Origin of the sequence: Neorhizobium huautlense, assembly GCF_002968575.1 — a bacterium.
Taxonomy (GTDB): Bacteria; Pseudomonadota; Alphaproteobacteria; order Rhizobiales; family Rhizobiaceae; genus Neorhizobium; species Neorhizobium huautlense.
The window spans coordinates 48,570-74,106 of sequence record NZ_PVBM01000023.1 but is presented as its reverse complement, the minus strand read 5'-3'; the positions used below and the strand labels follow the sequence as shown (position 1 = coordinate 74,106).

The 25,537-nt window shown below is 60.7% G+C and carries 22 protein-coding genes; 7 read left to right on the top strand and 15 right to left on the bottom strand.

Translation table 11 applies throughout. The features are described 5' to 3' along the window. Nucleotides 1-164 precede the first annotated feature (164 nt). Both C5L12_RS21585 and C5L12_RS21580 read left to right on the top strand, forming a co-directional pair. The gene (locus C5L12_RS21585; protein WP_105374123.1) at nucleotides 165-1,046 is read left to right on the top strand and encodes an SMP-30/gluconolactonase/LRE family protein; all 882 of its coding nucleotides are present in this window, start codon (nucleotides 165-167) and stop codon (nucleotides 1,044-1,046) included. A gap of 199 nt (nucleotides 1,047-1,245) precedes the next feature. After that, nucleotides 1,246-1,854, top strand: a complete 609-nt coding sequence (locus tag C5L12_RS21580) for a PRC-barrel domain-containing protein (protein ID WP_105374122.1) — start codon at nucleotides 1,246-1,248, stop codon at nucleotides 1,852-1,854. An 82-nt stretch (nucleotides 1,855-1,936) separates the two neighbouring features. Here the strand turns inward: C5L12_RS21580 and C5L12_RS21575 are convergent, their stop codons facing one another. Further along, nucleotides 1,937-3,292 (bottom strand): putative bifunctional diguanylate cyclase/phosphodiesterase, encoded by a 1,356-nt coding sequence (locus C5L12_RS21575; protein ID WP_105374152.1) that lies wholly within the window; start codon nucleotides 3,290-3,292, stop codon nucleotides 1,937-1,939. Nucleotides 3,293-3,392: 100 nt separating this feature from the next. Then, nucleotides 3,393-5,060, bottom strand: a complete 1,668-nt coding sequence (locus C5L12_RS21570) for a response regulator (RefSeq protein WP_105374121.1) — start codon at nucleotides 5,058-5,060, stop codon at nucleotides 3,393-3,395. Between the two features lie 360 nt (nucleotides 5,061-5,420). Between C5L12_RS21570 and mutL the strand changes: the two genes are divergently transcribed. Together mutL and C5L12_RS21560 are read left to right on the top strand one after the other, a co-directional pair. Then, nucleotides 5,421-7,235: a DNA mismatch repair endonuclease MutL gene (gene mutL / locus C5L12_RS21565; protein WP_105374120.1), complete on the top strand. Its 1,815-nt coding sequence runs from the start codon at nucleotides 5,421-5,423 to the stop codon at nucleotides 7,233-7,235. Between the two features lie 65 nt (nucleotides 7,236-7,300). After that, the gene (locus tag C5L12_RS21560) at nucleotides 7,301-7,534 is read left to right on the top strand and encodes a DUF2093 domain-containing protein (protein WP_105374119.1); all 234 of its coding nucleotides are present in this window, start codon (nucleotides 7,301-7,303) and stop codon (nucleotides 7,532-7,534) included. Here the strand turns inward: C5L12_RS21560 and lpxK are convergent. From lpxK to C5L12_RS21530, 6 genes are all read right to left on the bottom strand, one after another. Then, complete coding sequence (gene lpxK / locus C5L12_RS21555; protein WP_105374118.1) at nucleotides 7,531-8,577, bottom strand: tetraacyldisaccharide 4'-kinase; 1,047 nt, start codon at nucleotides 8,575-8,577, stop codon at nucleotides 7,531-7,533. The genes C5L12_RS21560 and lpxK overlap by 4 nt on opposite strands. Before the next feature lie 71 nt (nucleotides 8,578-8,648). Next, a complete protein-coding gene (locus C5L12_RS21550) occupies nucleotides 8,649-9,380 on the bottom strand; it encodes an HAD family hydrolase (RefSeq protein WP_105374117.1) in 732 nt (243 codons plus the stop codon). After that, the gene (gene waaA, locus C5L12_RS21545) at nucleotides 9,377-10,696 is read right to left on the bottom strand and encodes a lipid IV(A) 3-deoxy-D-manno-octulosonic acid transferase (RefSeq protein WP_105374116.1); all 1,320 of its coding nucleotides are present in this window, start codon (nucleotides 10,694-10,696) and stop codon (nucleotides 9,377-9,379) included. The genes C5L12_RS21550 and waaA overlap by 4 nt, the downstream gene beginning before the upstream one ends. A 171-nt stretch (nucleotides 10,697-10,867) precedes the next feature. Beyond that, nucleotides 10,868-11,110, bottom strand: coding sequence for a DUF4170 domain-containing protein (locus C5L12_RS21540; RefSeq protein ID WP_105374115.1), 243 nt, complete (start codon nucleotides 11,108-11,110; stop codon nucleotides 10,868-10,870). Between the two features lie 51 nt (nucleotides 11,111-11,161). Further along, on the bottom strand, nucleotides 11,162-11,962 hold the full coding sequence (locus C5L12_RS21535) for a 3'(2'),5'-bisphosphate nucleotidase CysQ (protein ID WP_105374114.1): 801 nt from the start codon (nucleotides 11,960-11,962) through the stop codon (nucleotides 11,162-11,164). Between the two features lie 6 nt (nucleotides 11,963-11,968). Continuing rightward, entirely contained in the window at nucleotides 11,969-13,315 is a 1,347-nt protein-coding gene (locus tag C5L12_RS21530; protein ID WP_105374151.1) for a TldD/PmbA family protein, read from the bottom strand. A 110-nt stretch (nucleotides 13,316-13,425) separates the two neighbouring features. Here C5L12_RS21530 and C5L12_RS21525 point away from each other — a divergent pair, with 110 nt between their 5' ends. Continuing rightward, the gene (locus tag C5L12_RS21525; protein ID WP_105374113.1) at nucleotides 13,426-15,234 is read left to right on the top strand and encodes a monovalent cation:proton antiporter-2 (CPA2) family protein; all 1,809 of its coding nucleotides are present in this window, start codon (nucleotides 13,426-13,428) and stop codon (nucleotides 15,232-15,234) included. A gap of 40 nt (nucleotides 15,235-15,274) precedes the next feature. Here the strand turns inward: C5L12_RS21525 and C5L12_RS21520 are convergent, their stop codons facing one another. Continuing rightward, complete coding sequence (locus C5L12_RS21520) at nucleotides 15,275-15,811, bottom strand: TetR/AcrR family transcriptional regulator (protein ID WP_245422993.1); 537 nt, start codon at nucleotides 15,809-15,811, stop codon at nucleotides 15,275-15,277. Nucleotides 15,812-15,965: 154 nt separating this feature from the next. Here C5L12_RS21520 and C5L12_RS21515 point away from each other — a divergent pair, with 154 nt between their 5' ends. Beyond that, entirely contained in the window at nucleotides 15,966-16,568 is a 603-nt protein-coding gene (locus tag C5L12_RS21515; protein ID WP_105374111.1) for an NAD(P)H-dependent oxidoreductase, read from the top strand. A 6-nt stretch (nucleotides 16,569-16,574) separates the two neighbouring features. Here the strand turns inward: C5L12_RS21515 and C5L12_RS21510 are convergent, their stop codons facing one another. The 3 genes from C5L12_RS21510 to C5L12_RS21500 are packed head-to-tail and all read right to left on the bottom strand — an operon-like array spanning nucleotide 16,575 to nucleotide 19,983. Further along, nucleotides 16,575-17,456, bottom strand: coding sequence for a patatin-like phospholipase family protein (locus C5L12_RS21510; protein WP_105374110.1), 882 nt, complete (start codon nucleotides 17,454-17,456; stop codon nucleotides 16,575-16,577). A gap of 10 nt (nucleotides 17,457-17,466) precedes the next feature. Next, the gene (gene rsmD, locus C5L12_RS21505) at nucleotides 17,467-18,027 is read right to left on the bottom strand and encodes a 16S rRNA (guanine(966)-N(2))-methyltransferase RsmD (RefSeq protein ID WP_105374109.1); all 561 of its coding nucleotides are present in this window, start codon (nucleotides 18,025-18,027) and stop codon (nucleotides 17,467-17,469) included. A 6-nt stretch (nucleotides 18,028-18,033) separates the two neighbouring features. Then, nucleotides 18,034-19,983 (bottom strand): pseudouridine synthase, encoded by a 1,950-nt coding sequence (locus C5L12_RS21500; RefSeq protein WP_105374108.1) that lies wholly within the window; start codon nucleotides 19,981-19,983, stop codon nucleotides 18,034-18,036. A 148-nt stretch (nucleotides 19,984-20,131) separates the two neighbouring features. Here C5L12_RS21500 and C5L12_RS21495 point away from each other — a divergent pair, with 148 nt between their 5' ends. After that, nucleotides 20,132-20,614 carry a nucleoside deaminase gene (locus C5L12_RS21495; protein WP_105374107.1) on the top strand — a complete coding sequence of 161 codons (483 nt, stop codon included), beginning with the start codon at nucleotides 20,132-20,134 and terminating at the stop codon, nucleotides 20,612-20,614. Here the strand turns inward: C5L12_RS21495 and C5L12_RS21490 are convergent, their stop codons facing one another. The 3 genes from C5L12_RS21490 to C5L12_RS21480 all read right to left on the bottom strand — a co-directional run bounded on the left by C5L12_RS21490 (nucleotide 20,615) and on the right by C5L12_RS21480 (nucleotide 25,526). After that, a complete protein-coding gene (locus C5L12_RS21490) occupies nucleotides 20,615-21,244 on the bottom strand; it encodes a hypothetical protein (RefSeq protein WP_105374106.1) in 630 nt (209 codons plus the stop codon). Between the two features lie 130 nt (nucleotides 21,245-21,374). After that, entirely contained in the window at nucleotides 21,375-24,308 is a 2,934-nt protein-coding gene (gene ileS / locus C5L12_RS21485) for an isoleucine--tRNA ligase (RefSeq protein WP_105374105.1), read from the bottom strand. 237 nt (nucleotides 24,309-24,545) lie between these two features. Next, a complete protein-coding gene (locus C5L12_RS21480) occupies nucleotides 24,546-25,526 on the bottom strand; it encodes a bifunctional riboflavin kinase/FAD synthetase (protein WP_105374104.1) in 981 nt (326 codons plus the stop codon). Nucleotides 25,527-25,537 lie beyond the last annotated feature (11 nt).

Here is a 25,537-nt window from a genome sequence, read left to right as displayed (position 1 = left end):
TTCCAAAAATGATGACATCTGCTCGGGTTTAATGTCTTCTTGCACGGTTCCAACCCCTTGTCAGGAGATAATTATTGGGGATCAAATTCGCTATGCTCAGAGTTTGCGGACTCATGTCGGAATGATACAGAGTAATTACCTCTGACTGCAATTGGAGATTTTGTATGACCACCACTTACAATTTTGAAGGACGGATCCTCTCCCCCTCTCTCTGCTCACTTGGAGAAGGGCCGGCCTTCGAAGCAGCAACTGAGACGCTCTGGTGGTTCGACATCCTCGGCAAGGCACTTCATCAGCTGCATCTGCCGACGGCACGCGAAAGCGTGCATCACCTGCCGTTCATGGGAAGCGTTCTCGCGCCCATCGATGCGGACCGACAACTCCTGGCAAGCGACAAAGGGCTCTTCATTCGGGACCGAGCCACGGGCGAGTTCTCCGTTTACCGGGAGCTGGAGCCGGAAAAACCCGGAAACCGTTCGAACGACGGCCGAGTGCATCCTTCAGGAAGCCTGTGGATCGGTACGATGGGGAAAAAGTCCGAGGACGGCGCCGGCGCAATCTATCATGTGGCCCAAGGCGTGATCACCAAGATCTTCGACAGTATCAGCATCCCGAATTCGATCTGCTTCTCGCCGGACGGAGCAATCGGCTACTATGTCGACACACGGGTAAACAGGCTGATGCGGGTTCCACTCGATCCGCAGACTGGACGGCCCAATGGCGAGCCGTCCATACTGGTGGACCAGAATGGTCGGCCGGGCGGGATTGACGGCTCGATCTGCGCGAGCGACGGGACGATCTGGAACGCCCGGTGGGGTGAAGGGGCGGTCGACCACTATGACGCCAATGGAACGCATCTTTCCCGGCACCTCTTGCCCGCTCGCCGGACGACGTGCCCGGTGTATATCGGCCACGGACGCCTTGCGGTCACCTCGGCATGGGAAGGACTTGACGAAGCGGCCCGTGCCGCAGACCCGCTGGCCGGATCGCTGTTTGAGATCGCAGCGCCCATCCACTGCGGTGCTGAGCCCGCCTATCGCCTTTGATTGGCAAAAAACGCGAGTATTTCAAACTACGCAGATCGAAAAATGTTCCGGAAAAATCGCCTAATATTTCAGGGGGATAATCCGGAACTATTCGCTTGTCATAACATTTCCCTCTCGAACCGACGCGGACAAGGATGACTCCGGCCCGGAGAACCGCGCGTTCGAACAGATAACCTTAGCAGGAGAAGGTAGGAACGTTATGAAAAAGACCATGAACATGATGGCCGCGGCAGTTCTTTTGGCCTCAACCGCCATTGCTCCCGCATACGCCCAGACGCAGCCCGCTACACCAGCACCCCCGGCTCCGGCAGCGCCTGCCGCTCCGGCTGATCCAGCCGCAAAGCCGGCAGATAGTGCTGCAACACCAGCTCCCAAGACCGGAAGCGACTCGGCTGCCGCTTCAGGAAGCTATCTGACGGAACAAGCCGAAACCCAGATCAGCGCCAATGACTACATCGGCAAGCCGGTTTACAATGCCGAAGACAAGAGCATCGGCGACGTGAACGATCTGATCATGGAAGAAGATGGCGGCATCGTTGCTGCCGTGATCGGCGTCGGCGGCTTCCTCGGCATCGGCGAAAAAGATGTTGCCGTACCGATGGAAAAGCTCACGATGACGCGCGATGCGGAAAACAACAACGAGGTTCGCCTCACAACCACGGAAACCGCCGAAGCACTGCAGGCGGCTCCCGAGTTTAAGACTCTGAAGGACAAACAGGCTGAAACCGATGCAACGACCACGTCGTCCACCGGTACTCAGATGCCCGCAACCGGCGGCACCAACCCGCCGGCCGCTCCGAGCAAATAACACGGTTCAGGCCACATAGGTCATCACTGAAACGGGCGGCACGCATGTGCCGCCTTTTGTTACAGCAACAACGCGTAGCGCCTCAAATCCGTTCAATGGTGACGAATTCGCGGAAGTGGTCGTTCAAATAACGCAACGTCGCCGCGCCGTCCGCCGGCCTGCCGTAGTAGTATCCCTGGCCCATGCCGCATCCGAGCTCCCTCAGCTTGTCGGCGTCGGCGTTCGTTTCGATACCCTCGGCCACCACCTGCAGATCGAGACCTTCGCACATGGCGATGATCGCCTTGACGATATGTTCCGAAGCGCGGTCAGTGGTGATGCGGGAGACGAAAGCGCGGTCGATCTTCACCTTGTCGAAGGTAAAGTCGCGCAGCCGGCCCAGGCTCGATTGACCGGTACCGAAATCATCAAGGGAAATGCGAACGCCCTGATGCCTGAGGTCTGTAATGATCCGTTGTGCCGTATCGGCCGAGGTCATCACGGCCGTTTCGGTAATTTCCAGCTCCAAACGGTAAGGATCGAGGCCGACGCGGGCAAGCGCCGATAGAATAGTGTCGGTGGTGCCGGGGTCCATCAGCTGCGCGGAAGACAGGTTGAAGGACAGGAATAATTCTCGCGGCCATGAGAGCGCAGCCTCGGCAGCCTTGCGCAGCAACGTTTCAGAAAGCGCGTCAATAAATCCGCGCTCCTCGGCCAGAGGTACGAAGACAGCGGGTGAGACCGGACCCAGATCCGCATCGATCCAGCGCGCAAGCGCCTCGAAACCAACGACACCGCCGTCTTTGATACGCACGATCGGCTGGAAGTGTACATCCACCGCGTCGGCGATAATGGCATTGCGTAGCGCCTGTTCGAGCTGTGTCGCTCGCTTCATTTCCTGCGCAATTTCGCGTGAATAGACGGTAATCTGGCCCCGCCCGCGCCGTTTGGAGCGGTAAAGGGCCGTCTCCGCGCTTTTCAGCAATTCTTCGAAGTCTTCTCCGGCAAAAGGATAGATGGCGAAACCGAAGGATGCAGAGAGGCGCACGTTGCGGTCGCCCAGATCGTAGGGAGCGGAAAGCACATCCTTGATCATTTGTCCGACACGTTCGGCACTGTTTCGTTCGAACACAAGCGGCAAGACGAAGGCAAATTCGTCTCCGTCATGCCGCGTTACGGTCGCGCCGTCGGGGATGCACGCTTTCAAGCGGTGAGCGACCTGACAGAGAATTTCGTCGCCTGCCTCGGCGCCGAACAGGTCGTTGATCGGCTTGAAGCCATCGAGATTGGCAATGCAGACCGTAAAGGGCGCGGGATCTTGCGCACGTTCGGCTGCCAGCAGACGCACCTTGTCGCGCAGGCGGTATCGGTTTCCCAGACCCGTGAGTGGGTCGCTATAGGCCATTGCCTGCAGCTCATTCTGGCTGACCTGCGGCAACGGGTTTCCCGCCGGCTTCATGAACAATCCCATTACGCTTCACAAACGCAAGCAGGATGGGCGAAAAAGATTAAAAAATCATGCGTCGATCTTAACATATGTCAAGGAGCCTATTAATCGTCTAGGCGAAGGACCTTTTCATCGTCGCACCCAGGTAGCCTTCAAAAACGGCCTCGAGCGCCTCCGGGCTGATTGGTTTCAGGATCACGTCATTCATGCCGGACGCGAAACAATGATCCCGGTCCCGGTCGAAGGCAAAGGCAAGCACACCGATAATCGGAACGGAATTGTCGATCGTTTCCAAAGCGCGGATGCGGGCGCTTGCCTCGAAGCCGTTGAGCTTCGGAAGCGTGACGTCCATCAGGATGAGCCGCGGGGCATGTTGCTGCCACAGCCGAACCGCCTCTTCTCCGTCAGCCGCGATCGCATAACGATAGCCGAGGCCTTCCAGTATCTGCGAGAAGACGATCTGATTTACATCGTTGTCTTCTGCGACGAGGATATCGATGTCCGTACCTTCCGCACGGGAATCGAAAGTTATCTGCGGATTTTCGCAGTCGACACCGCGATCTTCTTTGTCTTCAAGCGCGTCATCAACGGCTGCAGCGAGCTCCTGCACCATACCATCGGCATCCATCGTGATGGTGGCTATGCCATAGTCGCCAGCAATCTCCAGGCATTGGACAGGCATGTCGGCGTCCAGAACGATGAGATCAACACCGACCCCGGCCTCTCCGGCAAGGCGCAGGAAAAGGGCAAGTTCCTCTGCGCTCGACACGGACGAGATGTCGAGCCGGAGAGTTGCAAGGATCGACAGCGCTTGCTGTTCCGTCCCCGGATGGGCGGAGACGACCAGCACCTTATGGCCAGATACACCCTTCTCGGCGACCTCCGGCTCCGGATTCGATTGACCCTTGGAGAGGTTGAGCGATGAAGAGATCAGGTCGACAGGATCGACATGCGAGGGCGCCGGTCCGCTCTCGCTATGCGTTTCAACCCGGGCCGTGACATCTTCCATCGCTGTGACAAGGTAATAGCGGCCTGGTTTGCCGATCCGGTATTTGCTGGCACTGATGACGATTTCGGCGCCATCCCGCCGCTTTACCCGTTCCGCAATCTGTACGGGTTCCCCGGTCTCGAAAAGTTGCCGGTTGACCTCCGCGAGCCGCTTTTCCAGTTCGGGCGGATGAATGTCTGATCCCTTGCGGCCCAGCATCGCCTCTGGCGGCAGGTCGAAGAACCGGCAGGCCGCCTTGTTGACGGCAACGAAGGTGAGGTTCCTGTCCTTGACCGTGATGGGGAACGGGAGATTGTCGAGCACTTCTTCGGTAATCTGGACCCGTTCCATATCACCGCGCCATTGCTCCTCCCGCTTCTTGTGGTCGGACACGTCCTTGATGACGCACACGCCGTAACCGGAGGGAAGGCGGCGTCTTGAAAGGCTCAGCCATCGGTCCATGCCCCGGCGCTCCAATGCGTCGGTGCGCTCCTTCCATAGAGTGGCAATCTGTTCGGCGATCCAGTCGTCGCGATTCAACGTCCGGCGCGAGCCGGTTCCGTCGGTGGAAAAGCGCCCACCGCTGTCGTAAACGGCGCCAAGCAGGTCCCGGAGGCGGGTGCCGGGCGCAAGAAAACTCTTGGGGACCGAGAGAAGACTAAATAAGTGCTGACTTGCAAAAACGATTACGTCATTTTTGTCATAAATGAAAACGCCGCCCGAAATGCCTTCGGATATCACTTCGAGCATGGCAGTTTGAATGTTCGCGTCCGCGGACCACAAATCATTCATAGGATGAAACTCCCTGTATGCTTTTCGGACACGGGTTAAAGCCGGCCGTTATGCCGATTGTTTCCCTCTCGGCCAAATTCCTTCTAGTTTCAGTCGTGTAGGGTCGGGGACATGCTGGTTCCAAGTCTTCAACGGGTGATCCGGCCTTTTATGGCGGCGCCCAGCGAACCGCCATCCTGATCACCTGCGGGGAGCGGGCGCTCCTCCGGTTTCATCCAGTTTTAATACCGGTCAAATTATCGACTTTGTCTTAAGGCGCAATTAATGAACGACCCTGCGCCCGCGGAAGATGCCTTCAAAAGGGGTTGAAGCCCACCGGAAAAGCTTTCCTTCACGCCGCGAATCCCAGACAATAAAAGAATGTCCGTCAAACAACTGCCCGAAACGCTGATCAACCAGATCGCAGCCGGCGAGGTCATCGAAAGGCCTGCCAGCGCCGCGAAGGAACTGATCGAAAATGCCATCGACGCCGGGGCCAGCCGGATCGAGATCGCCACCGCAGGCGGCGGCAAGAGCCTCATCCGCATCACCGACAATGGCAGCGGCATGGATGCACAGGACCTCGACCTTGCGGTACGGCGCCACTGCACCTCGAAGATATCCGAGACGCTGGACGATATCCGCACCTTAGGCTTCCGCGGAGAGGCGCTGCCTTCGATCGGTTCGGTCGCCAAGCTCACCATCACCAGTCGCAGGGCGGGCAATGCGGCCGGTTCGCAAGTCGCCGTCATCGGTGGCAAGGGGACCGGGGTCAAACCGGCCCCCGCCAATCCCGGCACAGTCGTGGAGGTGCGCGATATCTTCTTCGCCACCCCTGCGCGTCTGAAATTCCTGAAAACGGAAAAAGCCGAAGCGGGCGCCATTACCGAAGTCGTCAAGCGGATGGCGATCGCCTTTCCGAAGATACGCTTCGTGCTTTCGGGAAGCGATCGCTCGACCCTGGAATTCCCGGCTACCGGCGATGACCACCTCGCCCGGATGGCCCAGGTTCTAGGCGCCGAATTTCGCGACAATGCGATAGAGATCGATGCGATGCGCGAGGATGTAGGCCTTTCCGGCTTTGTCGGCGTGCCGACATTCCACCGCGGCAATTCCGCCCATCAATATGCCTTCGTCAACGGCCGGCCTGTGCAGGACAAGCTGATCCTCTCGGCAATTCGCGGCGCCTACGCAGAAAGCATCCCCTCCGGGCGCTACCCGGTCGCAGTCCTGTCCATCACGCTCGATCCCGCATTCGTCGACGTCAACGTGCATCCGGCCAAGGCGGATGTGAGGTTCCGAGATCCAGGCCTGGTGCGTGGTCTCATCGTCGGAGCGATCCGTGAGGCGCTGCATAGGGAAGGCGACCGCGCGGCAACGACGGGGACCTCGGGCATGATGAGATCCTTCCGGCCCGGTTTTTCTCCTCCCCCGACTGCGTCGCGCACCCCCTGGGGCGCCGCCGCCTCACCCTTCCGGCCTCTTGATCTGCAGCCCTCTCGTGATTTTTCCAAACGTGTGCAATCGGATTTCGACGTCCTGACGATGCCGGCGGCGCGGGCGGATGCGGTCATCTACGAGCCGGTTTCCCGGATCGCCGACGATGCCGCGCCGCGCTACCGCCTGGGCGCAGCACGGGCGCAGATCCACGAAAACTATATCGTCGCGCAGACTGAAGACGGCCTCGTCATTGTCGATCAGCATGCGGCCCATGAGCGCCTGGTCTTCGAGGCCATGCGCAAGGCACTCAACGACAAACGACTTGCCAGCCAGGTTCTTCTTATTCCCGAGATCGTCGATCTGCCGGAAGAGGATTGCGACCGGCTGATGGCGCATGCATCAGACCTCGACCGGTTGGGGCTTTCGATCGAACGTTTCGGTCCCGGAGCCGTTGCGGTGCGCGAGACGCCTGCAATCCTCGGCGAGATGGATGCGGGCTCGCTTGTTCGCGATCTCGCGGACGAGATCGCCGAATGGAATACGGCAGGCGGCCTTCGCGGGAAACTCGAATATGTCGCCGCCACCATGGCCTGCCATGGTTCGGTGCGTTCCGGCCGGCGGTTGAAGCCGGAGGAGATGAACGCGCTGCTGAGGGAGATGGAGGCGACGCCCGGCTCCGGAACCTGCAATCACGGCCGGCCGACCTATATCGAACTCAAGCTTTCCGACATCGAGCGGCTCTTCGGCCGGAGCTGAAAGCTCTGGCATTTGGAAACCGCGGGGTGTAGAGCAGTCCCATGTTTTTGCGCAGGAGACGAAAGATGAATCGGTTCGAGGGAAGCGGTTTCCGCGAAGCGAAAATCCGGTATCTCGACGGCGACTACCAGATCCTGACCTCAGGCTCCTATGTCGTCTGCGCCATCACAGGAAAGCAGATTCCGGTCGATGAGCTTCGCTACTGGAGCGTAGCAAGGCAGGAACCCTATGTGGACTGCGCCAGCTCACTCGAGGCAGACAAACGCGCCGGCATCCTGCCGAACCAGAGCCGCGGCTAGCCCTTCTCCCGACCATTATCCCTCAGGCGCCGCTGCCGGTAATTGGCGATGGCAGTCTCAATGATCTTGCCCGGCGCCTGCGGATCATCGAAGACCATGTCGACCTCGACCACCCTCACCTTTGACGCAAGCTCTTGCGTGCGACCGTGATGGCCCGTCAGCCGCACTGCGTCCTTTGCTGTGGTGACGAGCATAAGGTCGTCCTTTGCGGCATCGTCCAGCAGGTCCGAAATTTCGTCTTCGCTGAAATAATGATGATCTGGGAAGGCCCGCCTAACCATGATCAGCCCGCCAAGCTGCTGGACGGTGCGGTAGAACTTCTCCGGATCCGCGATGCCGGCGAAAGCGAGCAGCGCGCTCCCCGCAATCTCATTGGTTTCCCGGGGCTTCAACGATGCGACATAGACCTGCTTGCCGGCACGCGCGGCTTGCCGAACGAGGCGGTCGGCCGCCACTCCGTCGCCAACCTTCAGAATAGCTGAGAGCTGACGCATCTGTTCGGCAATCGGTGCTCGCACGGGGCCGCCGGGAACCAGATGGCCATTGCCGATGCCCCGCACGGTATCGATGACGACGAGCGCGAAGTCCAGCGCCAGCCGTGCGCTCTGGAAGCCGTCGTCCATGATGATCAGGTCCGCGCCCTCCTGGACAAGCCTGCGAGCCCCATCGGCGCGGGTGCGCGAGATCACCGTCAGCGTCTCGCGGCAAAGCAGCAAGGCTTCGTCGCCGACGGCTTCGGCACGATGGTGATCAGGGTCGACAACGGTCGTGACATCAATCGACCCGCCATAGCCTCGGCTCAGGAAGCCTGGCTTGAGCCCCTTTTGCTTGGCGGCACGCGCCAGCGCGATCGCGGTGGGTGTCTTGCCCGCTCCGCCGACCGTAAAATTGCCGACGCAAATAACCGGTACGGGAACGCTCGCCCGCCGTGCTCGCGCCATGCGGCGTCCGGCTATCCGGCCGTAAATGAAGGAAAAGGGCGAGAGACCCCAAGCGCGCCAATCCGCTTTCGTCCACCAGAATGGCGGTGCTTCCGATACCATACGCTAATCCATAGTGAGACTGCCCGCGCAGAAAATGGGAGTTTTTCCAAAAAGGCAAGTCTTCGGGGTACTTAGTGTGCTTCGGCGGCTTCCGGGAGCAGACTTTCGAGCAGGGTGATGTCGTCCAGGCAAATGTCGGAGGCGGCCGACAGGGTCTCGCGGGAACCGGTGCCGGTCAACACCGCCACTTTCAATCCAACCCCAGCGTTCCTACCCATATGCATGTCATGGTTATTGTCGCCGACCATGGCAACCGCAGAGGGTTCGATCCCGACAGTACGGCAGAAGCCTAGAACCATCCCAGGCTCCGGCTTTACGCCATGGCCGCTGTCATAACCAGCGATGAAATCCAGGTGGTCGATAAAGCCGAACCTTCTCGCCGTCTGCCGGATGGCCTCCTCATTGTCGCTGGAAGCCACCCCCAGCTTCAGGCCCCTCGCCTTCAGTCGCGAAAAAAGCGCCGAAAGATCGGTGACAGGCACGGAGAATTCGGCAGAGCGCACGAAGAGATCGTCGAGCAGCCGGGTGAGTTCGTCAACTTCGATCGGTGAACCGGCAGACACGAAACCGGCAGCGATCTCGGCGGCATTGCCGGCGGCCAGCAGGCTGTCCGGCCGCGTATGACCCGAGACAGGATCCATGCCGCCCGAAAACAGAAGCTGAGGCTCAAGGTCGGCATCACCCGCTGCTGCGATACGCGCCGCCTCACGGTTGACCGGTCCCCAGCTCTCGTCGTAACGCAACAGCGTTCCGTCCTTGTCGAAGAGGATGCCGGCGATCTTTTCAAAACCTGCAGAGGTCATCGGACGGCAGCGGCCTTCGGCTGCAGCCGAGCGCTGACGGTCAGCGGATTGATGTAAGGCTCCAGCGCCTTGATGGTCTTCGACAGAGCGCCACGCATCTCTTCCATCGCGTCATGCCCGGAATCCACCATCTTGCGGCGGGCAAGGTCGTTGATCATCAGATAGTGAACCGCCTTGGCGAGCATTTCGACATCCTTGATGATGCGAGCACCACCCTTGCGCACGAGATGCTGATAGGCGTCGCGAAAATTCTGCACCTGCGGCCCCGAAAGCACCGCACAACCAAGCATCGCGGGTTCCAGGGGATTTTGCCCGCCTTGCTGCGACAAGGACTTTCCGACAAACGCGATCTCGGTGAGCCGGAGATAGAGGCCCATTTCCCCAATCGAATCCCCGAGGAAAATGTCCGTCTCCGGCGTCAGCACGTCGTTGCGGGAGCGGCGGGCCACAGTGAGCCCGGCTTCCTTCAGCATCGCCTCGATCGCATCGGCGCGATCCGGATGGCGTGGCACCAAAATGGTGAGCTGGCCGTTCTTCGGTCTCAACGTCCGGTGCACGGCTGAGACGATCTGTTCCTCGCCGTCGAAGGTGGAGATCGCTGCCCACGTCTTGCGGCCGCCGATTTCCTTGCGGTAGCGAGCCAGGACGTCCTCGTCGCAGGGCGGCGGGTCGGTATCGCTCTTGAGGTTGCCGGAAACGATCACAGGCCAAGCACCGAGGTCTCGGAACCGTTCCGCATCAAGGTCCGATTGCGCGATAACCAGCGCCATTTTTTCGAACAATGCCTCGGCAACGGAGCCGTAATTGCTCCAGCGGGCAAACGAGCGATCGGATATGCGGGCGTTGACCCGGATCTGCGGGATGCCGCGCCGAGCCAACTCGGCGACCGTCGTCGGCCAGATTTCGGATTCGGCAGTAATGCAGGCGTCCGGCTTCCAATAGGCAATAAAGCGCTTGATCGGAAATTTGACGTCGAGCGGCACATATTGATGGATTACCTCATCGGCGAGGCGCGACTGCACAAGATTTGCCGAGGTGACGGTACCGGTGGTGAGAAGGATATGGATCTCACGACGGCGCAGCTCGCGGATCATCGGCATGATGGCAATGGTTTCGCCTACGCTCGCCGCATGCACCCACACCAGCGGACCACGCGGACGCGCCAAGCTGGCATAACCGAGCCGTTCCAGACGCCGCGCCCGATCTTCCTTGCCCTTCATGGCGCGGTAGCCGAGGTAGGGACTTGCCAGCGGATAGAGGGCCACGCCCGCCAAACGATAACCGAGAAGAGCTGTGCGCGCCAAGCCGCTGGTCATCGCATCTGTCCCCGATCAATCATGGCTGCCGTCAATGTGATAGCCCCTCCGATTAAATATCCGTAGCCGAGTTTTATGTGTTTTACAAATGCGTCAAAATAGGGTTCTCGTGCTCACGCCAAGGCGGGAGAACCGGCATTCCATGGCATAATCTATCGCGCGTGGCTTATCTCAGACCGACTTGCTGTCCGGGTCGAGCAGCCGGTGCATATGGACGATAAAATAGCGCATCTGCGCATTGTCGACCGTTTGCTGCGCCTTTGCCCGCCAGGCAACCAGGGCGCTAGCATAATCTGGATAGATGCCGACGATATCCAGGGCGGAGAGGTCTTGGAATTGAAGGCTCTCCAGGTTCTTGAGCTCGCCACCGAAGACCAGGTGCAGGAGTTGTTTCTTTTCGCCTGTTTCCGTCATTTTCCGTTATCCGTCTATTTTGCTCTCCTCTGCTGCATTCTGCCGCAAAGGTCAACCCGCAGCACCCTCCGTAACGTGCGGTAAAAGGCTTTGCAAAGCGTGAGCAGCGCCGGCGATCAGCATCTCGTGGCTGACGCTTTCGCGATTGTAGACGAGCCGGTTGCCGTCGAGGTCATGCAGGCGCCCGCCGGCGCGCTCCAAGATCAGGTCTGCGGCAGCAAGGTCCCAGTCATGGGAATTGCGCTTGACGACGGTGCCGTCGATCCGGCCATCCGCCACCATGGCCAGCCGATAGGCAAGCGAAGGAACGTGGCGGACGCGGCGCACTTCGGCGCGGAAGTCCGGAGCAAACTTCTTGACGAGATTTTCGTCCGCGGCAATGACCAGCTCGCCATCGGTGCGGCCGGCGCTGACGGTGATCGATCGCCCGTTTTTGAGCGCAGGGCCATCCTTCGCTGCCGCGAACTCCTCCTCCAACGCCGGAGCGAAGAGGACACCTGCGACCGGCTGACCGCGATGGACCACCGCCACCGAAACGCACCAGGTCTTTTCACCATTGATGAAGGCACGCGTGCCATCGATCGGATCGATCACGAACAGCGTTTCCAAAGAGAGCCGCGCGGCATCGTCGTCAGTCTCCTCCGAAAGCCAGCCATAATTCGGCCGCGCCTTCAGAAGCAGGCTCTGGAGCCTGTCATTTGCGGCGAAATCGGCGGCACTGACCGGCGACTTTCCCTCGTTCTTCCACCAAACCTCCGGCGAGCGGCCGAAAAAGCCATGAGCGATCTCGCCCGCCTGGTGTGCCGCATGGCGAATAAGTTCGAGGTCTTTTTGCCAATTTTCTGTTTCCATCGGGAATCAGCGTCCCGCCAGCGTCATGCCCTCGATGGCAATCGTCGGCGATGCGACGCCGAACTTTCGATCGATGTCGTTTGCCGGAGTGATCCGCATGAACATGTCCTTGAGATTGGAGGCTATCGTCACTTCAGAAACAGGAAACGCAAGTTCGCCGTTTTCGATCCAGAAGCCGGTCGCGCCACGACTATATTCGCCGGTGATCATGTTGACGCCCTGACCGATCAGCTCGGTGACGTAGAACCCCGTGCCGATGGAACGGATCAGTTCTTCCGGAGAAATATCACCGGGCTCCAGAGCCAGATTGGTAGATGCCGGTGTCACTGCCGTGCCGCCGCGTATGCCGCGGCCATTGGTGGAAAGCCCAAGCTCGCGGGCTGTGGACGTCGACAGGAACCATTGCTTCAGCACCCCGTCCTCGATCATTACCATGCGCTGCCCGCAAACGCCTTCGCCATCGAAAGGACGGGAGGAGGAGCCCCGTACCACGAGCGGATCATCGGTAATATTCAGTCCCGCCTTCAGAACCTGCTGGCCCATCTTGTCGCGCAGGAAGCTCGTCTTTCGAGCAACCGAGGCCCCGTTGATCGCGCCGGCAATATGGCCGACGAAACCGCGGGCGATGCGTGGATCGAAGACGACAGTGACATTGCTGCCCGTATCGACCTGGCGAGGATTGATGCGTTTCACCACGCGTTCGCCGGCGCGGCGACCGATCACATCGGGATCGTCCAGATCGGCGGCATAGATACGGCTGTCGAAATCGTAGTCGCGCTCCATCTTCGTGCCTTCGCCGGCGATGACGCTGACGGAGCGCCCGAAGCGGGTCGCCATATAGCTCCCCGAGAAACCATGCGAGGTCACCAGAACCAGCCCGCCCATGCCGGCGGATGCGCCGGCGCCGGAAGAGTTGGTGACGCCGGAAACATCGAGCGCGGCCTGCTCCATTGCGAGCGCCGCTTCGCGCAGATCGTCGGTCGGCAGGTCGGTCGCATCGAAAAGCTCGAGGTCCGGATAGGACTTGGCAAGATCGGCCTCGTCCGCCAGGCAAGCGAATGGGTCTTCCGGAGAGACCTTCGCCATGGCAACGGCGCGTTCCGCCAGTGTCATCATGTCGAAGCCGGGATTGGCCGAAACGCTCGCCACCCGTTTACCGATGAAGACGCGCAGCGAAAAATCGTCGCTTTCGGAGGCTTCGGTTCCCTCGACTTTGCCGAGACGAACACTTACGGAGCGGGAGCGGGAACGCACAACCACCGCATCCGCCTGATCCGCCCCCGCGGCCTTGGCTAGATCGATGAGTTCGCTGGCGCGGGAAAGCAGGTCGGCGGAATCGATTTGGGAGGTCATGATTGCAAGCCTTTCATTCTCGCTCCATTTATTGTGCACTGTCAGAAGCATCAAGGCCGGCTCGCCGATTCTTGAGACGACCAATCGCCTATCTATTCGAAAGTATCCCTATGGCCGCGCCGGATTCCATGTTTTCCCAAATGCTGCTTCTCCTCGGCGGAGCCGTGATCGCAGCACCCTTGTTCAGGAAGCTCGGGCTCGGTACCGTCCTCGGATATCTCGCTGCAGGGGTGGTCATCGGCCCGATCCTGCAGCAGATCGTCGAGACGGAAGAGGTGTTGCATTTTTCCGAGTTCGGCATCGTTTTCCTGCTCTTTATCATCGGCCTCGAGTTGAAACCTTCCCGCCTTTGGCAGATGCGCGGCGATGTCTTCGGGCTTGGTCCGGCGCAGGTGGTGATCTCCGGGCTGGCGCTCACGGGGCTCGCCTATCTCGCAAACATGGCGGACTGGCGCGGCAGCCTGATTATCGGTTTTGGTCTGGCGCTATCGTCGACGGCCTTCGCGCTGCAGATCCTGAACGACGACGGCGACATGAACAGCCGTTACGGGCAACGATCCTTCTCGGTCCTCCTGTTCCAGGATCTGGCGATCGTTCCGCTTCTCGCCATGATCACTATCCTTTCCCCCGGGACGGTGGAGGCCGAAGCTACGCCGCTTCTCGATTTTGCGATTGCCGTCGGCGCTGTCGGCGCCATGGTGCTTGCCGGGCGGTACCTTCTGACCCCGATGTTCCAGGTGATTGCCCGCACCGGCGCGCGGGAAGTTATGATCGCGGCGGCCCTGCTGGTCGTGCTGGGATCGGCTGCGGCCATGCAGGCAGTCGGCCTTTCCATGGCGATGGGGGCCTTTCTCTCCGGCGTGATGCTTGCAGAATCCTCCTACCGTCATGAACTCGAAGCGGATATCGAACCCTTCCGCGGACTTTTGCTGGCGCTGTTCTTCATGGCGGTCGGCCTGTCGCTCGAAGTCGGCGTGATTTTCGACAACCTGCTCTTCATCCTGCCGGCCGTGCCGCTTTTCATGACGGTGAAGGCATTGGTCATCTACGGGCTCTGCAGGCTTTGGGGCTCTCCGCACCAGGATGCGGTGCGGATCGCCGTCCTGCTGCCGCAAGGCGGCGAATTCGGTTTCGTGCTGTTCACCACGGCGACTGCGGCAGGCCTTCTTTCCTCCGCCACCGCATCGCTGCTGATCGCCGCGGTGACGCTCTCCATGGCGCTTACGCCGCTCGGGGCGGCACTTTCAAGACGCCTCCGCAGCGCCGAGACGCGCGAAGAACTGGCGGAGGATTTCAGTGGCGCCGGGGCGGACGTGCTGATGATCGGCTTTTCGCGCTTCGGCCAGATCGCCGCGCAAATCCTGCTGGCCGGCGGACGCGAAGTGACCGTCATCGATGATTCCGCAGATCGCATCCGACAAGCGGCCAGTTTCGGCTTCCGCATCTATTTTGGGGACGGCACCCGCCGGGATGTGCTGATCGCCTCCGGCATCGAGCGGGCGAAAATCGTCGCGGTCACCACTCAGAAGCGTGAAACGACCGACCGCATCGTTGACATGATCCGTTCCGAATTTCCGGACGTTCGCCTTTTCGTGCGTTCGTATGACCGCATCCATTCCCTGTCGCTTCGGGCTCGCAATGTCGACTACGAGCTGCGCGAAACACTCGAATCCGGCTTGGTTTTCGGTCGCCGTTCGCTGGAGGCGCTTGGCATGAGCGAGAACGAGGCGGAGGAAATCAGCGATGATATCCGCCGGCGCGACGAGGAGCGGCTGCAGGTTCAGGCGGTCGAGGGCCTCGGGGCCGGCCGCGAAATGCTGCTCAATCGGCCGGTCCGGCCAGAGCCGCTGATCAAACCGAAGCGAGCAGCCCTCGTGGAAGAGGTGAGCGCCGACGCAGCGGTTACCGAGTCTGGCTAGCCTGCGAGATGCCGGGTCGATGGCCGTACGGATATGGTCCTTATGTGTTGCGATCGACCATGCCGATGATCGTGTCAAAAAGTTCACTCTTGGCCTGCGAGGCAGTGATCTCCCCGGTCGCAGCAGCATTCGACAAAGCTTCTGCCGCGCCAAGCATGGCCCATAGCCCCGCCGATCCGATCGCTCTGCTTTTCGCAAAGGGAGCCAGGGCAAGCCGGCATTTTTCCATGAAAACAATCTGATGCTCGCGCTTTATCTTCTCAAGGTCGGGTGAACTCGCCAGAGCCGCGATGACACCAGGTATCTCGCGCCCCTGTGCGAGGACGCAATCCACGTACGAAGACGCGATAACCTCCGCCCGATCGTGCTTCTCGGCCTTACTCGCCTGCAATGCCGCGTCGATAATCGCCGTCTGCCGCGCATCGAAATCCAGGTAGAGCGCCGTCAACAGCGCGGGGCGAGTTGGAAAGTGATCATAGACGACCGGTTTGGCGACTTCGGCCCGCTCCGCCAGCCTGCCCAAAGTCAGGGCTTCGGTACCCTCATTGCGAACGATTTGCCAAGCTACATCCAGCAACTGCTCGTACCTCGCTTCACGCGTCAGACGCCGACGCCCGCGTTGCGCAGTTTCTTGTTCTTTCTCACTTGACATATCTATATACCAAAAGTAACTTACTAAAAGTATATAATACCACTGTAGTAGCTACAAGCCTCGTTAACAGGAATCGCACATGCACGCTCTTATTGTTGTCTCGCATCCCGATCCTAGCTCACTCACTCACGCTGTCGCCACCGGTGTCGGCGAAGGTATAGCCTGCGATAAGGCGAATTCTTTTGAAATTGCAGATATCGCGGCAGAGGGGTTCGACCCTCGATTCACGGCTGTGGACCTTGCCGTACACCGACGACAAGCAGCGGCGCCGGCCGATGTCGTAGCAGAGCAGGCAAGAATCGACCGGGCTGATGCCCTGGTGCTGGTCTACCCCGTTTATTGGTGGTCAATGCCTAGTCTCCTCAAAGGATGGATCGATCGCGTTTTCAGCAATGGTTGGGCCTATGACGAAGGCGCCGGCATGGAACTTGTCAAAAAGCTCCATCACCTTCCCGTGCATCTTATAGCCATCGGTGGAGCGGATATGCGCACCTATGCCCGACATGGCTATTTCGGTGCCATGAAGATGCAAATCGATCATGGGATCTTTGGCTATTGCGGTGCGAGGGTGGTGACCTCGGAGCTTATTGTAGAGCAGTCGGGACGTGAGGATAACCGGCTGGAGACGGCGCGTTCGATCGGATGCACCCTTTTCAGCAAGAAGACGGCTCAGGCGGCGTAGCTGGTTTCAGCCGTCGACAGCCGCAGAGTGAAGAGCGTCGATGGCGCGCTTCAGCTCGTCTTTTACGCTTTCCGACTCGTTCAGAATTTCTCGCGCCCTCAGAAAGTCCAGGACACGGAACCGGTTCACCGAGGGCCGCAGGAAGATCTGCGGCGGATTGAGCTTCAGCTTCAGGGAAATACTTGCCTGCATGGTGAGCTGGCTTGCGCCAAAAAGGCTGTCGATGCGGTTGGGCGGATGCGTGCCGTCCCCTTCCGGCGCGCCGACCACATCGACGCCGATCACCACATCGGCGAGTTCCATCAGTTGTTCGTACGGCACCGGATTGAACACACCGCCGTCGATCATGACCCGGCCATTTACCCAGATCGGCATGAAGAGGCCGGGGATGGCGGCGGACGCAGCGATCGCCTGGCGCAAATCACCCTTCTCCAGGATCACCTCTGCCTGACCATAATAATCGGTGGCCGAGATTTTCATCGGGATTTCGAGATCCTCGAAATCCTTCGGGACCTGAGGCGGCAGGAAGGCATCGAGAATAAGCTCCAGATTGAAGTGCCCGAAGCGGAAGCCGCCGAGCTTGTCCCGCATGGTTGCCGGGCCAAGGCTCCAGAGCTTATTGAGCAGCGTGCCGCGATGACCGACGGTTTCCAGCGTATAGTCCCGGATTTCGCGTCCGGTCATGCCCGATGCCATGCCGGCGCCCATGATCGCGCCGATCGAGGAACCGGAAATTGCCACCGGGCGAATGCCCAGCTCGTCGAGCGCCTCGATGATCTGGATGTGGGAGACACCCCGCGCACCACCGCCTCCGAAGGCCACGGCAAAAGTCGGTTCACCTTTTTGCTCTGCGGTCTCAAGGTCCGGAAAGGCAAGCCGGGTATTCATCCCATTCCTCTCAGATCGGCTGGTAGCGGAAGAAACCAATGCGGGTATCGCCGAAGACGCGGCTTTCGAGCGGCTTAAATACTGGATCGAGCGTCGGCGTCACGTCGGCCCGCTCCTCCAGCACCGCAAGCGCTCCGGGAAGCAGCCAGCCGCCGGCATGCGCCGAAAGCAGCGCCGCTTCACCCAGCCCCTGACCATAGGGCGGATCGGCAAAAAGGAAATGGAATGGCTCTATGGTGCCGATGGTGCCGAGCTTCGTAGCGTCGCGACGAAGGATGCGCGCCCGGCCATGCAGACCGAAATTGTCGATGTTCTCCCAAAGGAGACCTCGTCCCTCAACGCCGTTTTCGACGAAAAGCGCGCTTCGGCAGCCGCGCGACAAGGCTTCCAGCCCCACGGCGCCAGTGCCGGCGAAAAGATCGATCACTCGGGAGCCGTCGATTGCCTCCGGATAGACATGCCCGATGATGTTGAACAGGCTTTCGCGCGTCCGGTCGATCGTCGGCCGGATATCGCTGCTTTTTGGCGTGGCCAGCGACCGGCCGCGAAATTCACCACCAACGATCCGCACCGCGCGCTACCCCCTCGGCGTGCGCGGCTTACCGCCGGGCCTTGCGCCACCTGGACGACCGCCGGGCTTGCTGCCACCTGGCTTGCCCCGTCCGCCGGGCGATTTCCCGCCAAAGCCTTTTCCGCCACCCGGCTTTCCGCCGAAGGACTTTCCACCGGGCTTTCCGCTGCGCGGCTTGTCGCCAAAGGGCCGGTCGCCGGCAGGGCGTTCGCCGCGGGCGGGCCTATCACCAAATGACCGCTCGCCGCGGGGTCTTTCGGAGCGACCCTCGCTCGAGAAAGACCGTGCCGGACGATCGCCATCCTCACGGGGCTTGCGGTCACCGCGAGGCCTGTCGCCGAAGGAACGATCTCCCTTTGGTTTGTCGAAAGAACGCTCGCCGCGTGGGGGACGATCACCAAAAGAGCGCTCGCCGCGTGGACGCTCGGCACGGCCTTCTCCTTCCGCGCGCGGCTTGCGGTCTCCGCGGGGTTTGTCGCCGAACGGGCGATCACCCCTGGGCGGCCGATCTCCGAAGGAACGATCGCCGGAAGACCGCTTGCGGCCGAAATCGTCCTTCTCCGGTTTGGCCGGGGCATCGGCGCGGATCCAGTCGCTGTCCTCTTCGGCCCGCTTGACCACGACGCGACGATCATTCTCCGGAGCAGGCTTCTTGAACAATTGTTCGGCCTCGGCACGCGCGGACGTTCTCGTTCCCTTGCCATCGGCGGTCGGCCGCGCGCCAGGCGCCATCCAGACATTTGCCGTGCGGCTCGTGCCCATCGGTGGCCGCTTCTTGGGACGTTCCTCGCCAAAGTCGCGATCATTGCTCTTGGCGCCGCCCTTGCCGCGGGGCTTGTCGCCGAACTTGCGGTCTCCAGGCTTGGTGTCGAGACGGCCAAGCGCCTTTTCACGACGGTCCTCGGTTTTGCCGAAGCGCGGGCGCTCCGTCTTTTCCGGCTTCTCGGCCCAATCCGACCGTTCCGTACGCGCCGGCTTTTCGTCTTCGGCTTCTCGATCGTTATAGATCGGCGCGTCGAAATTCGCCTTGGATTCGTCGATCAGCCTCGGACCGAGCTGGTCGCGCAGCATGCGACCGCGCACCTCGATGACCTCGCTCTCCGGAAGATCCCCGAGTTGGAAAGGGCCGTAGGAAATACGGATCAGACGGTTTACTTCGAGGCCCAGCGCCCCGAGGACGTTCTTGATTTCCCGGTTCTTGCCTTCGCGAAGTCCCATGGTGATCCAGACGTTACGCCCCTGGCTGCGATCCAGCGTCGCGTCGATCGAGCCGTAGAGCACGCCGTCCACGGCGATGCCTTCCTTCAGCTTGTCGAGCGCCTCCTGGTCAATCTCGCCGTGAGCGCGCACACGATAGCGGCGCAGCCAACCGGTCGTCGGCAGTTCGAGGACGCGCGAAAGACCGCCGTCGTTGGTGAGCAGCAGCAGCCCTTCAGTGTTGATGTCGAGGCGGCCGATCGACATGACGCGCGGCAGACCTTCCGGCAGATTGTCGAAAACGGTCGGACGACCTTCCGGATCGGAATTGGTCGTCACAAGGCCAGCCGGCTTGTGGTAGAGCCACAGGCGAGTGCGCTCGATGCCGCGGATCGGCACACCGTCGACTTCGATCTTGTCGTCGAGGGTCACGTTGACGACCGGCGTCTCCAGCACCTTGCCATTCAGGCCGACGCGGCCTTCCATGATCATGCGTTCGACATCGCGCCGGGACGCGACGCCGGCACGCGCAAGGATCTTCGATATACGTTCCGCCTTGCCCTCGGCTCCAGCGGATACGGTTGCGATCGGCGCGGGCCTGCGCGCTGCCTTCGCAGGCTTTTCCTGAACCGCCTTCTGCGCAAACTTTTTCTTGGCTCCCGCCTTGTCGGCGGGCGCAGCCTTTGGAGCCGATCTTGGCTTGGTTTCGCGAACGAAGGTCCTGCCTTCGCCGCGCTTCGGCTTGTCTTTTGAATTCATTTGTTGTTTGCCTGAAGCGTGATGTCTAACGGAGCGATCCGGACATTCTTGTTCGTGTTGACTGAGACGGGTTCACGCCCGCAAATCGGGCTCTGGTTGGATGCTTCCTACCAGTTCACGCGATCCGGGTTAAGAGGGAATCGCCGAAATGCCTAATAGCGACGGGTTCATGGATGCGGCACTCGCCGAGGCAAGGGCCGCAGCGGCTCGCGGCGAGGTTCCCGTCGGAGCCGTGCTGGTGCTCGACGGCACGATCATCGCCCGGTCAGGAAACCGCACCCGCGCCGACAACGACGTTACCGCCCATGCGGAGATAGCCGTCATCCGCGAAGCATCTGCAGCGCTCGGCCAGGAGCGGCTTGCAGGCGCCGATCTCTACGTGACTCTGGAGCCCTGCACGATGTGCGCGGCAGCCATTTCATTCGCGCGTATCCGCCGCCTCTATTACGGCGCGGACGATCCTAAAGGTGGAGCGGTCGACAACGGCGTGCGCTTCTTCCATCAGCCGACCTGCCATCACGTCCCCGAAGTCTATTCCGGCCTGGGCGAGACCGAGGCAGCGGACCTGCTCACCGGCTTCTTCAAATCGAGAAGAGATATGGATGGGACCGCCGGGCACGAAGAAATCTGATCAGAACAGCTTCCACCAGTCGCTGGACTTCTTCGCGTCCGCGGCTTCCTTCCTGCGGCGCTTTTCCTTCTGAAGCTCCGGTTCGCCGACATCGCTAAGATTGGCCGCATCGGTGGAGCGGAACTCTGCGGGCGGTTCGACGAGCGAGCGACGGCGGGCCGAGACATCGACGGTTTCGGCGTCCTGCTTGGCCTTGCGAAAGGCTTCCCATTTTTCGGACTCAGTCATCTGCCCCGCCTGGCCCTTGCCAGCCAAAAGCGGAGAACGATAGCCGGGATCCTTTTCGTTCGCCGCGGCCTCATCACGCAGGCGCTGACGGGTCTCTTCCGGAGATTCGACCCAGTTCGGGTTGGTCTCACGATTGGCCAGCGATTGCTGCGGCGGCGGCAGGTTCGCCGCATCTCCCTTTGCCACGACCAAAGCGGGACGGGGATTGTATTTCAGATTGCGCTTCGCTTCGTCATTCTTGCCGCCGAGCGAAACGGACTGGCCGAGATCGTCGGTCAGCTGCTCGAAAGCCGTCTTGTCGGTACCGTAGGTCGGACCGCCCGCGCAGCCCGAAAGGGCCGATGCCACGGCAAGGACGCCGGCCACGCCCATGCCGACACGAAACGCAGATGTGGTTGTCATCAAAACCCTTCCAGCGGCGTCCGTCCCGACGCCTCAGTCTACTTGCACCCCAAGTGGCCGGAAAATCCGGCCAATTTCAGGCAGAAATACCGGATGACGCGCCAAAGCGCAATCATCCGGCCATTTTGGATCAACCGAGGCGGCCAAGGCTCGCAAGCTCACGAAGCGCGGAAGCGTCACGGGCAGAGACATCCGGATATTCCGGATCGGAGCCCACATCCTTCGTCACCCGCCAGGAACGAGCGCATTTCACGCCCTCCGCCAGCGTCGGATCGACAACCACACCCGGCACTTCCGGCAGCATGAAGGCGTCCTGCGGTCCCTCGCCTGCCACGATGGCGATGCCTGACGTGATGCAGGTTTCCTCGAAATCGTGCCCCTCAAGCGCCTTGAGAAGCTCCGGATCGGTGACATAGACCACCGGCGCCGCCTCAAGCGAGGAGCCGATACGCTTGTCCTTGCGCTCGATCTCGAGAGCGCCGGTGACGACCGAACGGACCTTGCGGATCTTCGCCCATTTCTCCGCAACAGCGTCGTTCTTCCACTCGGCTGGAACGTTCGCGAACTGTTCGAGATGCACGGAGACCGCGTGAGGGTTGCGGGACAGCCAAGCCTCCTCGGTCGTGAACGGCAGCATGGGAGCAAGCCAGGTGACCGTGCAGTCGAAGATCTTGCGGATGACGGCAAGTGCCGCACGGCGGCGCAGCGAAGACGGCGCGTCGCAGTAGAGCGCGTCCTTGCGGATGTCGAAATAAAAGGCCGACAGCTCGATATTGGCAAAGTCGATGAGCGCGCGAGCGATCTTCTTGAATTCGAAGGCGTCATACCCCTCGCGGACGACTTTATCGAGTTCCGCCAGGCGGTGCAGCATCAGCTTTTCAAGTTCGGGCAGGTCGCCATAGGCGATCTCCTCGCCCTCGTCATGAGCGAGCGTGCCGAGCATCCAGCGGATGGTGTTACGCAGCTTGCGGTAGGCGTCCACATTGGTCTGGATGATCGTCTTGCCGAGACGCTGGTCTTCCCAGTAGTCCGTCGTCATCACCCAGAGGCGCAGGATATCGGCGCCTGCATCCTTCATCACGTCCTGCGGCGCCACGACATTACCCAGTGACTTCGACATCTTCTGGCCCTTCTCATCCATGGTGAAACCATGGGTGACGACCGTGTCATAGGGCGCCCGTCCGCGGGTGGCGGCGGATTCCAAGAGCGAGGAATGGAACCAGCCGCGATGCTGGTCGGAACCTTCGAGATAAACGTCAGCCGGCCATTTCAGGTCCGGACGGTCTTCGAGCGTGAAGGTGTGCGTCGAGCCAGAATCGAACCAGACGTCGAGGATGTCCATGACCTGCGTCCAGCCTTCGTTGGCGCGAGAGCCGAGGAAACGCTCGCGGGCACCGGCGGCGAACCAGGCGTCGGCGCCTTCTTTTTCGAAGGCGTCGAGGATGCGCTGGTTGACCGCTTCGTCCTGAAGGATCTCGCCCTCGTCATCCACGAAGACGCAGATCGGCACGCCCCAGGCGCGCTGGCGCGACAGCACCCAATCCGGACGCTGCTCGATCATGGCGCGCAGACGGTTCTGTCCGCCGGCAGGTACGAAGCGCGTGTCATCGATCGCCTTGAGCGCACGGGTGCGCAACGTCGTGCCGTCCTTGAGGTCCTTGTCCATATAGACGAACCATTGCGGCGTGTTGCGGAAGATGATCGGCTTCTTCGACCGCCAGGAATGCGGATACTGATGCTTCAGGCGACCGCGCGCAAAGAGCGCGTTCCTCTCGATCAGCGCCTTGATGACGCGATCGTTGGCATCGCCCTTCTTGCCGTTGTCGTCCATGACCCTCACGCCGTCGAAGCCCGGCGCATCTGCCGTGTAGGTACCGCTATCGTCGACCGGGAAAGGGATCTTCGTGTCGATGCCGCGCGCTTCCAGCTCCCGGACATGATGCGTCCAGGCCTCGAAGTCCTCGCGGCCGTGCGAGGGGGCGGTGTGGACGAAGCCGGTGCCGGCATCGTCGGTTACGTGATCGCCGGCGAGCAGCGGGACGTCGAAGGTGTAGCCGCCGCCAAGGCCCTTGAGGGGATGGGCGCAGGTGATCGCACCAAGCTCATCGGCGGAGATATCGCGCAGACGTTTATACTGGAGCTTTGCCTTGGCGAAACTCTCTTCAGCCAGCTTGTCGGCGAAGATCAGCCTTTCACTCGGACGCGGGCCGAAGTCATTGGCGGCTTCCGTGACCTCATAGAGGCCGTAAGCGATCTTTGGCGAATAGGAGATCGCGCGGTTGCCGGGGATGGTCCATGGCGTAGTCGTCCAGATGACGACATGAGCATCCAAAAGATCGGATTTGCCCGCACCCGGCTCAACTTGGACCATCAGAACGGGAAACTTCACCCAGATCGTATCGCTCTCGTAGTCCTGATACTCGACTTCCGCTTCCGCCAGCGCGGTGCGCTCGACGACCGACCACATGATCGGCTTGGAGCCGCGATAGAGCTGGCCGCTCTTGGCGATCTTCAGCAGCTCGCCGGCGATGCGGCTTTCCGCGTGAAAATTCATCGTCAGGTACGGATTGTCGAAATCGCCGACTATGCCGAGGCGCTTGAATTCTTCCGCCTGAACCTTGATCCACTTTTCCGCATAGGCGCGGCACTCGCGGCGGAACTCGATCATCGCATCCGGCTGTTTGAGGTCCGGCTTCTGCTTGCCCTTGGAGCGGTAGTTCTCTTCCTCGATCTTCCATTCGATCGGCAGGCCGTGGCAGTCCCAGCCGGGAACGTAGTTGGAGTCAAACCCACGCATCTGGAACGAGCGGGTGATGACGTCCTTCAGGATCTTGTTCAGCGCATGGCCGATATGGATGTTGCCGTTGGCATAGGGGGGGCCATCGTGCAAGACGAACTTTTCGCGGCCGGCAGCGGAGGCGCGCAGTTGCTTGTAGAGATCCATCTGCTGCCAGAGGGCGACCAGTTCCGGCTCCTTCTGCGGCAGTCCGGCGCGCATCGGGAAGTCGGTTTCGGGCAGATAAAGGGTTTTCGAATAGTCGAGCTTTTCGGCGGTGTCGGTCATGGCGGGTAATCGTCTCTGGCAGCGCTCAGGGGGCGCATCGTGAATGAAAATTCGGTGGCGGAAGGCGCTTTACGCAAGCGCCGAAAACCCGGACCCTCCAGCCGCTCCTAAAGCGCGCGGAAGGCCGGGCCTGTAATTCGAATGATCATCTTGTCCGTGATCGGAGCCGACCTGAATTTTTTCATGGTGGCGGTTATTACGGGTTTTTGAGGAGGAAAGGAAGGGGAATTCCAAAACTCAAAACGCAATCCTCGCGTCCAGCTCGCCCAATGGCCTCACGCCAGAGAGCAGCGCCCGCGCCTCTTCCTCATCCCGCCTGATCTGGGCGACCAGCGGATCGAGGCCATCGAATTTCAGTTCGTCGCGCAGATGGCCGAAGAAGGAGACGCAGCAGGTTTCTCCATAAAGGCTGTCGGAGAAATCGAAGACGTAGGTCTCCAGCAGCGGAACACCGTTTTCCGTCACCGTAGGGCGGCGTCCATAGCTCGCCACGCCTTCATGGAGCGTCCCGTCCGCACGGCGAAAGTGCACGGCGTAAATGCCGGGTTTCAGCTCTGCTTCCGGCGGAAGCTGCATGTTGGCGGTGGGGAAGCCAAGCTGACGGCCGAGTTTTTCGCCGCCGATCACCTCCGCCTCCACCGTATACCGATACCCGAGCAAGCCGGCTGCGGCGCTCACATCGCCTTCACCCAGCAGCGCCCGGATGCGGCTGGAGGAAATGACCTCGGCATTCTCGTCACGAAAGGCGTCCATCAAGGAGACCGTGAAGCCGTGTCGCTCTCCTGAGGCCATCAGGAAGGCCGGGCCGCCTTCCCTGCCCTTGCCGAAATGGAAGTCGAAGCCGGTGACGACCGCACTGGCATGAAGCCAGTCGACCAGGATCGTCTGGATGAATTCTTCTGCCGAACGCGTCGAAAAATCACGATCGAAAGGATATTCGATTACGGATCGGAAGCCCATCGCCTCCAGAAGCCGCGCCTTCATGGGAGCGGGTGTCAGGCGGAACACCGGCTCCTCGGGCCGAAACACCGTCCGCGGATGCGGTTCGAATGTCAGCACCAGCGCCGGAACGCCACGCTCTACGGCAAGCGTCAAAGCGCGCTCCAGCACGCTGCGGTGACCGCGGTGCACGCCGTCGAAATTGCCGATCGCCACAACGCCGCCCTTCAGCGCTTCGGGCAGCGGTTCCTTCTTCTCGTTGCGGTGAAATACGGTCATCGATGCAGTTT